The organism is Terrimonas ginsenosidimutans (assembly GCF_022012415.1).
GTDB classification, from domain to species: domain Bacteria; phylum Bacteroidota; class Bacteroidia; order Chitinophagales; family Chitinophagaceae; genus Terrimonas_A; species Terrimonas_A ginsenosidimutans.
The window spans coordinates 78947-90611 of sequence record NZ_JAKLTR010000024.1 but is presented as its reverse complement, the minus strand read 5'-3'; the positions used below and the strand labels follow the sequence as shown (position 1 = coordinate 90611).

Below are 11665 nucleotides of genomic sequence, written 5' to 3'. Positions count from 1 at the left end.
GATAAACGATAGCCCCACGCTTTTAATTTGTACACGAAGATCCAATTTATTACACCTCACTTGAATTCCGGACAACGGACAACGGTCAACGGTCAACGATAAATCCTTACATTTGAACCCTATGTACCTCCTCGCAACTACATTCTGGGAAAAAATCGAAAAGATAGACCAGTGGCTGTTCATCCAGGTGAACAGCCATCTGACGAACCCTGTGTTTGACCAGGTGATGCCATTCATGCGGGAGGCTTTGCATTGGGTGCCTTTGTACCTGTTCCTGATCGTTTTTGCCTTACTGAACTTTAAAGGCAAAGGCGCGTGGTGGATCCTGTTCTTTATCGTAACGGTTGCGTTGACGGATATGATCGGCAATTATGGCTTCAAACATAATTTCCAGCGGTTGCGTCCCTGCAATGACCCTGACTTTTTCATGCATGTGAGGCTGATGGTGAATCATTGCTCCTCGGGGTTTAGTTTTACCTCGAACCATGCGGCAAATCATTTCGGCATCGCTACCTTCTTCTATATCACTACCCGGAGCTGGTTGAAAAGATGGGCGATCGCCGGATGGGTCTGGGCAGGTATTATCTCGTATGCACAAGTGTATGTTGGTGTACATTATCCACTGGATATCCTCGGCGGAGCCTTGTTGGGCCTGCTTATAGGCACATTCACCGGTTCGGTGTTCAATAACCGGAACGGAATCGCTATCTTCGGGACACAACCAACAGTATCCTCTTAAATGGAAATATTGATATTAGCAGGTCTGATCCTGCTAAACGGACTTTTCTCGATGGCTGAGATCGCGCTGGTCTCTGCCAGAAAATCAAGACTTGAAGCACAGGCAGGCAAAGGTGATAAAGAAGCAAGAGAAGCACTGAACCTCGCAAATAAACCAGAAACTTTTCTATCCACTGTTCAAATGGGCATCACCGTGATCGGTATCCTGACGGGTATTTATTCCGGTGAAAAGATCACAGACGACTTTGCAGCGTTTCTAAAACAATGGCCATTTCTCGCCAAATACAGCTACGGCCTGGCGACGGTCATTGTTGTGATCATCGTCACTTATTTTTCGATCATTTTCGGAGAGCTGGTACCCAAACGCCTTGGCCTGACCAAACCGGAAGGCATTGCAAAAGCCGTGGCTAAACCGATGCGCATTCTGAGCCTAATCACCCACCCGTTCATCTGGCTGCTCAGCAAATCAAGCAATCTGATCATCAGCATATTCAGCCTGAAACCAGCCGACAATTCACTAACGGAAGAGGAGATCAAAGCGATCATCAGCGAAGGAACAGAACAGGGAACGATCGAAGAAACAGAACAGGAGATCATTGAACGTGTATTCCACCTCAGCGATCGTAATATCACCTCACTGATGACGCACCGCAGCGATATCATCTGGTTCAACCAGGATGATACCGAAGAAAAGATCAAAGAAAAGATCATGGGTGAACCGCATTCGATCTATCCTATCTGCGACGGGGAGATCGATAACCTTAAAGGAGTTGTATCGATCAAAGATCTTTATGTCAGTCCGGATAACCGCCCGTTCAAAGAACTGATGCAACCGGCCCTGTTCGTCCCGGAGAACAATACCGCCTTCCAGGTGATGGAGAAGTTCAAACAATCAAAACTTCATTCCTGCTTTATCGTGGATGAATATGGGACCATTTTAGGAATGATCACCCTGAACGATATCCTTGAAGCGATCATTGGCGACATGCCACAACCCGACGTTCCCGACTACGAGATCATCGAACGCGAAGACGGCACATACCTGGTTGACGCACAGATCCCGTTCTATGACTTCCTTACCCGCTTTGAAAAAGCAGAATGGATGAATGAAGGAGAACAGGAATTTGATACCCTGGCCGGATTCGTCCTGCACGAGCTGGAGCGTATTCCTCATACCGGCGACAAATTGGAATGGAAAGGCTTTACACTGGAGATCATCGACATGGATGGACACAGGATCGACAAAGTCCTGGTAAAGTTGAGTGATACATTGCGGGAGGAAATGGAAGAAGAGCGGGGATGATCAAGACCGCGGCCATCTCTTAGGAAAACATCGTGTCCATGAATAGACATCGTTTGCGGGCTCCATCCCAAAACGACTGTTCACAGCAGGCAGCTTTTTTCTTTTACCCTCCGGTCAAAAAGAAAAAATGGTCTCTTTCGCCGGGTAGTCAAGCTTCCCGCTTTTACGTTTCCCTCCAACAGTGATATGCATCAGACTGATCTGATCATCGAACAGATCATACATCAGCGTATTGGTAATGCCAATCGATTTTACAGATGCAACATTATCTACCTGGAAATAGCTATAGACCACATCCTGGTCTTTTTCGAAACCAAGAGCTGTAAAGGCTGCCGGCTTTCCATCAGCCTTTACGGATAAATGCTTCTGCACATAATCATTCACCAGTTTCTCCATCGCTGCCTTATCGGGAGGATTTGTCAGGTCCACTTTTGTCCTGTAATTCTGCGCCAGCACTTTCTCGAAATCGTCGGTAAAGATCTTGCAGCTGATCTCAAGCGTTTTATCCTGCGCATTATGATTGATCTCCGTTACGCTCAAATGGATCGGATGCTTCGTCCCTGCCTCTTCAGAAGCCTCATTCTTTGAAAAGATCATACACGTAATCAGTAACGACATCAGCCACTTATTGAACAATACCTCCATTGACATATTTTTTTTGACAGATACAAAACTCTGCCTTATTTTGAAACTTTCAATACAGACGGCAAATTACAGGGAAAGGTTCACCATTTTATGGAAGATTTTAGCTTTTATTTCGGGCTTGGCTGGGAGCATATTATCAGTGCTGACGCCCTCGACCATCAGCTTTTCATTGCTGCGATCGCGGCGATCTATCTGCTGAAGGACTGGAAACAAGTGCTGATACTCGTCACGGCCTTTACGATCGGTCATTCACTTACACTGGCCTTAAGCGTAATGGATGTGGTCCGCTTTAACCGCAATTGGGTAGAATTCCTGATCCCCTGTACCATTGTCATCACAGCATCCAGCAACCTGTTCCAGAGGAAATTCACGCCTCGCTCCATCCGGATCAATTATTTCATCGCATTGTTCTTTGGCTTGATACACGGAATGGGATTTGCAAATTCGATCCGCCCAATGCTGGCAAAAGACCAGGGCATCGTATCCAGCCTGCTGGGTTTCAACGTTGGCCTCGAAGCCGGGCAGATCGTTGTAGTTTTGATCCTGCTTTTGCTTGCGCAGCTGATCGTAAATGTTTTCAGAGTGGAAAGACGCGAATGGGTCATTTTCCTTTCCGCAGCCGTATTCAGCCTTTCAGTGAAAATGGCGCTTGAACGGATCGGATCGCTTTAGGTTGAAAGATTCTGCGATCGGATTCGATGGTCCGCCGCAGCGGATGATCGAACGTAGAGCTGACGTAAAAAAAGATATCTCTTTGTAAAGAATAAGATACTGATCAAAATACGAACATACAATATCGAGGATCGGACACCGATCATCGCCATAAACAAACACACATGAAAAAAATCACTCTCGCCCTGGCATTGTTGGTGCTTTCTGCTGCAGTGTATGCGCAGAACATCAAGAATAATCCCGGCAGCAATCATGGGAACAGCTTTGAGCAGCTGGGCACGATCATGCCTACGCCCAATGAATACCGCACAGCCAGCGGTGCTCCCGGACCTAAATACTGGCAGCAACGCGCCGATTATGATATTAAGTGCAGGCTGGATGAAAAAGCACTATTGCTAACGGGAAGCGAAACCGTTACGTATTTCAACAATTCGCCCACGACCCTTACCTATCTGTGGCTACAGTTGGATGAGAACGAACACAGCAGCATTAACAATGCAAACTACCAAACCAGCAACGCCATGTCGACCCAGGTAAGCACTGCTGCAATCGACAAAACAGAAGAAGCAAAAAAAGATAATGGCTATGGCTTCAACATCATCAAACTGACGGATGCTACAGGCAAGGCGCTGAAGTATACGATCAATAAGACAATGATGAGGGTTGAACTGCCCAGGACTCTTGTACCGAATCAGCAGTTTGTATTCAAACTTGACTGGAATTATAAGATCTCCGACCGCATGTCAAAAGGCGGACGTGGTGGTTATGAATATTTCGCGGAAGAGGGCAATTACCTGTTCACCATGGCGCAATGGTACCCGCGTCTTTGCGTATACAGTGATTTCCAGGGCTGGCAGAATCATCAGTTCACCGGCCGTGGCGAATTCGCCCTCACATTCGGCAACTTCAAAGTTCAAATGACAGTACCCGCCGACCACGTAGTAGGTTCTACCGGCGAATGCACGAACTATGCGACTACCCTGAATGCAACTCAGCTCGCCCGCTGGAAAAAAGCACAAACCAATTTCAACGAGCCGGTAGAGATCGTAACACTCGACGAAGCTAAAGCGGCAGAGAAGAACAAAAGCCAGGCAACTAAAACCTGGATGTTCAAAGCCGACAGCGTGCGCGATTTCGCATGGACCAGCAGCCGCAAATTCATGTGGGATGCCATGCCGGTAACGATCGCGGGAAAGAAGATCATGTGTATGAGTTTCTATGGTAAGGAAGCACACGGTCTTTATCGCCCATTCTCTACCAAAGCTGTTGCACACACCATCAAAACCTATTCAGACTTCACCATTCCTTACCCCTACCCGGTAGCTCAAAGCGTGGAAGCCGCAAACGGTATGGAGTACCCGATGATCTGCTTCAACTATGGCCGCACTGAAAAAGATGGAACTTATGCAGAAGCTACCAAATACGGAATGCTGGGCGTAGTGATACATGAAGTAGGGCATAACTTTTTCCCGATGATCATCAACAGTGATGAAAGACAATGGAGCTGGATGGATGAAGGCCTTAACTCATTTGTGGAATACCTGACCGAAGAATTGTGGGACAACAAATTCCCTGTTCGTGGTAAAGGTCCGGCTTATGCGATCGTTGATTACATGAAGCTTCCAAAAGATCAACTGGAACCCATCATGAGCAACTCTGAAAACATTATTGGCTTTGGCCCGAATGCATATACAAAACCAGCAACAGGCTTGAACATTCTCCGCGAAACCATCATGGGCCGCGAACTGTTCGACTACGCATTCAAACAATACACACGCCGCTGGGCATTCAAACATCCTGAACCGGCCGACTTCTTCCGCACCATGGAAGACGCAAGCGGTGAAGACCTTGACTGGTTCTGGCGCGGTTGGTTCTACGGGACCGACGCCTGCGATATCTCGCTCGACAGTGTAAAGTATGCAGTACCAGATCTGGCCGCTGCTGTACCCGGCCTGAGCGATCGTGACATCACACGCAAACTGGAAGTCCCCATGGGAACAGGCCTTGATGACATTTCCAAGATCCGCAACCGGGATGACAAACAACTCTCTTTCCAGACAGATAAAGACACGTCACTGCGCGACTTCTACTGGAAATATGCCCGCGGCATCGAACCACTTGACACTTCTGCCGTGACCTATAAAATGCTTTCCAGTCGCGAAGCACTCAGCGATGCAGATAAAGCAACGTATGGCAACCGTCATATGTATGAGCTCAGCTTTAGCAATAAAGGCGGACTGGTGATGCCCATCATTATCGAATGGACTTACAAAGATGGCACCAAAGAGATCGAGCGGATTCCCGCCCAGGTCTGGAGACTGAATGAAAAGAAGGTCGTAAAGACGTTTATCAAAAACAAAGAAGTGGCATCTATCCAACTGGACCCGCTTCGTGAAACCGCGGATATAGACACCAGCAATAATACCTGGAATAAATCTGTAACACCTTCCCGCTTCACCATTTTCAAGCAAAAACAGGCAACCCTGAGAACGGCCGCTCCTGCTCCTAACCCGATGCAGAAGGCAAATGAGAAGAAAGGGTTCTGACATAAATATCGTTGAGCTCACAAAGGACTGCAAAGGCCCGGGAAATCCTGGCGTTCTCTGCGGTCCTTTGCATTCTTAGCCATACTTTGTCTTATCTTCCGGGAGTGACGATTGCCGCCATCTTTAATCAACATTATGGCAAATACACCCGCTCCTCTCAAAAAAGTTCTGACGACCATCCATCTTTGGGCCATTGCTGTGGGCCTTGTTATTTCCGGTGAATATTTCGGCTGGAATTATGGATGGGCTGTTGCCGGTACCGGTGGCTTATTAGTGGCTACAGGGATCGTTACAATTCTCTACCTGTGCCTTGTATTCAGTTTTACAGAGTTGAGTACGTCCATCCCCAATGCAGGTGGGCCATTTGCATTTGCAGTCAGGGCGCTGGGACCGACAGGAGGCTTCATCGCCGGTTTTGCCACGTTGTTTGAATTTCTGCTGGCCGCTCCGGCAATCGCCTTTGCCCTGGGCAGCTATCTCCATTTTCTGTACCCCGGCCTGGATATCATGTACACCGCGATCGGCTGCTATATACTGTTCAGCATTATCAACGTAATGGGCATCAGGGAATCGGCACTTTTCACACTCCTCGTCACCATGCTCGCTGTTTTGGAATTGCTGATCTACATGGGCCTGGTCACACCCCATTTTCAATGGGAAAGATTTTCGACCGAAGCCTTTCCATTTGGGATAAGCGGTATTTTCGCCGCGCTACCGTTTGCCATTTGGCTTTACCTGGCAATTGAGGGAGTGGCGATGGTTGCTGAAGAAACAAAAGACCCTGCAAAAACAATTCCCAGGGGATATATTTCCGGCATCTTTACCCTCATGATACTCGCAATGGGCGTCATGATCCTCACCGGGGGCACCGCGCCCTGGCAGGAATTATCATCCATCGATTATCCGCTGCCTGAAACGATCGGAAGAGTATTGGGAAAAGATAATCAATGGACCAAACTGTTCGCCGGCATCGGTCTCTTCGGCCTGATCGCCTCCTTCCATAGCATTATTATCGGATACTCCCGCCAGATCTTTGCGCTCGCTCGTGCCGGATACCTGCCACACACGCTCGCGAAAGTGAGCACAAAAAGGCAAACGCCTGATGCGGCATTGGTTGCAGGTGGACTGATTGGCGTACTCGCCATCGTATCCGGCACAACGGACAAACTGATCATTCTCTCTGTTCTTGGAGCCCTGGTCATGTATATCGTCAGCATGATCAGCCTGTTCCGCCTCCGGAAAATTGAACCTCAGCTCGACCGGCCATTCAAAGCCCCGTTCTATCCATGGTTCCCGCTGATCGCTTTGCTGCTTTCTGTTCTCTGTCTTATTTCCATCATCTATTTCAACCTTCAGTTAAGCGCTGTATTCTTTTCGATCATGCTGCTCGCTTACCTGCTATATCGTACAATACTGAAGCGAAAAACTATTCCGCAGTAACTTTACCACTATGGCTTACAAATGGATGGCGGGAAATACCACCTATGTTTTCAATGACCTGAGATCATTGATGGCAAAAGCATCTCCCCTTCGGTCCGGAGACATGCTCGCTGGTATTGCCGCATCTTCCTATGAAGAACGGGTGGCCGCGCAAATGGTGCTGGCTGATACACCATTGAAGAACTTTCTCGAAGAGCCACTGATTCCGTATGAAAAGGATGAGATCACGCGACTGATCATGGATCAGCACGATCAGCAGGCCTTCACATTGATAGCTCACTTTACTGTCGGTGATCTACGCGACTGGCTCTTAACTGATGAAGCAAATCAAGAACGTTTATCGCAGTTAAGATATGCACTCACCCCTGAAATGATCGCCGCCGTTTCAAAACTGATGCGTAACCAGGACCTGATCAGCGTTGCGCAGAAAATAGAAGTGGTCACAAAATTCAGGAATACCATAGGGCTGAGCGGAAGATTATCCACCCGATTGCAGCCCAATCATCCTACTGATGACATTAAAGGTATTGCGGCAAGCATTGTAGACGGTCTGATGTATGGAAGCGGCGATGCAGTGATCGGTATCAATCCCGCAACTGACAACCCGGCAACAGTAAGAACGCTTCTTCAACTGATCGACGACCTCCGTTTGAAATATGAGATGCCGGTTCAAAGCTGTGTACTGTCCCACGTAACCACCACCCTTCTCCTGGCAAATCAGCAGGCACCGGTTGATCTTGTTTTCCAATCGATCGGTGGAACAGAAAAAACAAACAGCAGTTTTGGCGTGAACCTGTCCATGTTGAAAGAGGCGCGGGAAGCTGCACATTCTCTTAACAGAGGTACCATCGGGCAACAACTCATGTATTTCGAAACCGGCCAGGGAAGTTCATTATCGGCAAAAGCACATGATGGTGTGGATCAGCAGACCTGTGAAGCCAGGGCCTATGCAGTCGCCCGGCATTTCGACCCATTGCTGGTGAATACTGTTGTTGGATTTATCGGTCCGGAATACCTTTTCGACGGCAAACAGATCATACGCGCCGCGCTGGAAGATCATTTCTGTGGCAAAATGTGTGGCCTCCCGATGGGCGTTGATATCTGCTATACGAATCATGCCAGTGCAGACCAGGATGATATGGATAACCTGATGACCCTGCTTGGCGTAGCAGGCTGCAATTTCATTATGGGAGTACCGGGATCGGATGATATCATGCTCAACTACCAATCAACTTCTTTTCACGATGCGCTATACCTAAGAAAAGTATTGAATAAACGCGCCGCTCCAGAGTTTGAACAATGGCTGCTGCGGCAGGGGATCATGAATGAAAAAGGAACGCGGCTGGATACCGGCGCTTCTCATCCACTGTTAAAAATGTTCTGACATGAAAGAAATGGCGCTTTCAAAAACAACTGTCACCGAAGACCCCTGGTCGCCCCTGCGGCGTTTTACTTCAGCGCGTATTGCGCTGGGACGTTCCGGCGGCGCATTGCCGCTAAAGGAAGTACTTGCGTTAAAAATGGCCCATGCACATGCCCGCGATGCAGTTTACGGAGTGTTGAATTCCGGGCCACTCATCAGTTCCCTGCATACGTTTTCAAAGCCCGTTCTCCTGATGAAAAGCCAGGCCCGGAACCGGGAGCAGTACCTGCTGGACCCTGGCCTGGGAAGACAACTTGATCCGGGATCTCCCGACCTTTCCCGCAAACCTGATCAGGGCGGCATTTCCATAATCATCGCCGATGGGCTTTCCGCTAACGCAGTGAATACACATGCGATCCCCTTATTGGAAGAACTTGTACCAATGATAACAACATCAGGAAGAAAGATCAATTCTTTTACGGTGGTTGAGCAGGCCCGCGTGGCAATAGGAGATCAGATCGGGCACTGGTGCAACGCTGAAATGACCGTATTACTGATCGGTGAAAGACCCGGACTTACTGTTGCGGACAGCGTCGGGGCATACTTAACGTTCAACCCTCTCCCGGGTTTGACAGACGAAAGCCGCAATTGTGTTTCCAATATTCATCCGGCCGGACTTTCCTATCAGAATGCCGCTTCAAAGATCATGTTTCTCATCAATGCGGCTTTTCAACTGGGATTAACAGGTATTTCCCTGAAAGATGAACAGGATCTGCTGTCTCCACAATAGTATCGTTAAGACACGAACAAGCCGCAAAGAATAACAGTTCATATCAACTGTTGTCTTTTGCGGCTTGTTTCATTCTTCGCGATATTATTGCTTTGGCTTTTCATTCGCTTTCGGTGCCTCTTTTAACCTCTTGGCTTCCTTTAGTTTCTGCGAAATGATCCATTCGATCTGGCCATTCACACTCCGGAATTCATCGGCAGCCCATTTCTCGAGCACCTTGTATATTTCAGTATCTATTCGCAGGATAAAACTCTTCTTTGAATTACTCACAGGGATCGATTTAAGAGATAGCAGATCATTGATACAGGCTTCCGGTATTCAATACAGGGCTGGCTCCTTTATCGCCGCAAAGCACCACCATCAGATTGCTCACCATGGCGGCTTTCTTATCATCATCCAGCTCTACGATATGCTTATGCGCAAGCATATCCAGTGCCATTTCCACCATTCCGACAGCACCTTCAACGATCTTTGTGCGCGCTGCAACTACAGCCGTGGCCTGCTGACGCTGCAGCATCGCACCTGCGATCTCCTGCGCATACGCAAGATGACTGATCCGCGCTTCAAGTATGACGATACCAGCGGGTGAAAGACGCTCAAGCAATTCTTTCTCCAGGATCTCATTCACCTTTGTACCACCTTCTCTCAGCGTGATAGCAGCCGTTTCATCTTCAAGGTTATCATAGGGAAAACTTGTTGCCAGGTGACGCACTGCTGCCTCACTCTGGGTTTTCACATAGTCAGTGTAATTCTGTACATCATAAGCCGCTTTATAGGTATCACCTACCTGCCATACGATCACAGCACCTATCTCAATAGGATTTCCCATTTTGTCATTCACTTTCAACGTTTGCCCCTGAAGGTTGTCCGCACGGAGACTGATCTTATGCTTGGCATATAACGGGTTCACAAAAAACAGCCCGTTATCTTTTACTGTGCCCACATATTTCCCAAAGAAATTCAATACGCGGGAGTGATTCGGATGAACGATCGTCAATCCTTTAATAATGAAAATACAGGCGATAAAACACAGAAGCATCAACGTAACAAACAGACCTGGGTTATCCCGGGATAAACTAGCGCACACAATTGCCCCGGCAAACAAAGCAACAGCAAACAATAGTGCGACATATCCCGAGATCGGTTTAATAATCTTTTCCATAAGCGCTAAGTTTTGATATCAATTTGATATCAAAAGTATATAAAATACCGCTACATTCCAAAAGGCTTTTGGGATGGGTGCAGGCACAAAAAAAGCTGGCGGCCCGATCTGTCGAACCATCAGCTTTTATACATAAAATGAATGGAAATTAATTTCCTGTCCGGCCGTCTCTCTCCTTGATCTTTTTCCCCTTGTTCTTTTTTTCATATTCAAGGATCGCGGCGGGCTTTGCTGCCTCCTTTTCGTCCTTATCCTTATCTGTTTTTGCTGTCGCTTTCTTTCTCGGATCGATCGGCTTTAACTCATCATCATTTTCGCCCGGTATTGCATCGCCGGTCTTGATCTTGTTCATCCACCATTCTTCTGTTTTCACTACAGTTCCCCATTCAGGATCGTAAAAAGTAGTGGTGCCATGACGAACTGCGGATCCTTCTACTTTTACCGCCACTCTATCGATCACTTTTGAGGGATCAGCAGGATCACGGACTTCTACCGTATCCATTTTTTTACCAGGCTCGATCGCACGCCAGGTCTCTTCACGCAACAAGCCGCCCGTGCGGGTATAATATTTATTCTTTCCGCTAAGCTGCCCCCAGCGGTAATTCTCCTCTGCGATCTTATCTCCCATCAGTGAAAAACGTACCCATTTGCCGACTTTAAGGTCGTCTTCAAAATATCCCTGCTCGTCATAGCCGGGTTCGCCCCGGAGTTCCGCTACCCTGATCACCCAGGGCCCCTGTTTTTTACCATTCAGGTCGACGCAATTAAGCGTATCGCCGCGAACGCCGATGATATAGCTCTTCCACTGGGAGAACGCCGATGTGCTGAAAAAAAGGAATAATATCAGAACGTATTTCATATCGGGTATTTTATTTGGATATGGATGATTGATTCTCAATTTGCTGATCTTCACGCAATCCATATGCCATTATAACGAAGAAACTGAGGGAAACGTATGCTTCCGCCCGCCTGTCGAGTATTACAATAATTTGACGGGCGTAAGAGT

The 11665-nt window shown here is 47.8% G+C and carries 11 protein-coding genes; 7 read left to right on the top strand and 4 right to left on the bottom strand.

What is annotated here, in order from left to right; translation table 11 throughout:
* Positions 1–121 precede the first annotated feature (121 nt).
* A complete protein-coding gene (locus tag LZZ85_RS25765) occupies positions 122–739 on the top strand; it encodes a phosphatase PAP2 family protein (RefSeq protein WP_237876552.1) in 618 nt (205 codons plus the stop codon).
* Positions 740–2041, top strand: coding sequence for a hemolysin family protein (locus LZZ85_RS25760; protein ID WP_237876551.1), 1302 nt, complete (start codon positions 740–742; stop codon positions 2039–2041).
* A 114-nt stretch (positions 2042–2155) separates the two neighbouring features.
* Here the strand turns inward: LZZ85_RS25760 and LZZ85_RS25755 are convergent, their stop codons facing one another.
* Entirely contained in the window at positions 2156–2686 is a 531-nt protein-coding gene (locus tag LZZ85_RS25755) for a serpin family protein (protein ID WP_237876550.1), read from the bottom strand.
* Positions 2687–2776: 90 nt separating this feature from the next.
* Between LZZ85_RS25755 and LZZ85_RS25750 the strand changes: the two genes are divergently transcribed.
* The 5 genes from LZZ85_RS25750 (at position 2777) to eutC (ending at position 9497) form a co-directional block, all read left to right on the top strand.
* Positions 2777–3358, top strand: a complete 582-nt coding sequence (locus LZZ85_RS25750) for a HupE/UreJ family protein (RefSeq protein ID WP_237876548.1) — start codon at positions 2777–2779, stop codon at positions 3356–3358.
* 164 nt (positions 3359–3522) lie between these two features.
* Complete coding sequence (locus LZZ85_RS25745) at positions 3523–5904, top strand: M1 family metallopeptidase (RefSeq protein WP_237876547.1); 2382 nt, start codon at positions 3523–3525, stop codon at positions 5902–5904.
* A gap of 135 nt (positions 5905–6039) precedes the next feature.
* Positions 6040–7344: an ethanolamine permease gene (gene eat / locus LZZ85_RS25740; RefSeq protein ID WP_237876546.1), complete on the top strand. Its 1305-nt coding sequence runs from the start codon at positions 6040–6042 to the stop codon at positions 7342–7344.
* A gap of 10 nt (positions 7345–7354) precedes the next feature.
* The gene (locus LZZ85_RS25735; protein WP_237876545.1) at positions 7355–8728 is read left to right on the top strand and encodes an ethanolamine ammonia-lyase subunit EutB; all 1374 of its coding nucleotides are present in this window, start codon (positions 7355–7357) and stop codon (positions 8726–8728) included.
* Position 8729: 1 nt separating this feature from the next.
* The gene (gene eutC, locus LZZ85_RS25730) at positions 8730–9497 is read left to right on the top strand and encodes an ethanolamine ammonia-lyase subunit EutC (protein ID WP_237876544.1); all 768 of its coding nucleotides are present in this window, start codon (positions 8730–8732) and stop codon (positions 9495–9497) included.
* Between the two features lie 84 nt (positions 9498–9581).
* On the opposite strand, the gene LZZ85_RS25725 is transcribed toward eutC, so the two are convergent.
* The 3 genes from LZZ85_RS25725 to LZZ85_RS25715 all read right to left on the bottom strand — a co-directional run bounded on the left by LZZ85_RS25725 (position 9582) and on the right by LZZ85_RS25715 (position 11518).
* Entirely contained in the window at positions 9582–9767 is a 186-nt protein-coding gene (locus tag LZZ85_RS25725) for a type II toxin-antitoxin system antitoxin (RefSeq protein ID WP_237876542.1), read from the bottom strand.
* A 25-nt stretch (positions 9768–9792) separates the two neighbouring features.
* Positions 9793–10659 carry an SPFH domain-containing protein gene (locus LZZ85_RS25720; RefSeq protein WP_237876541.1) on the bottom strand — a complete coding sequence of 289 codons (867 nt, stop codon included), beginning with the start codon at positions 10657–10659 and terminating at the stop codon, positions 9793–9795.
* Between the two features lie 148 nt (positions 10660–10807).
* Positions 10808–11518, bottom strand: a complete 711-nt coding sequence (locus tag LZZ85_RS25715; protein ID WP_237876540.1) for a toxin-antitoxin system YwqK family antitoxin — start codon at positions 11516–11518, stop codon at positions 10808–10810.
* Between the last annotated feature and the right edge of the window lie 147 nt (positions 11519–11665).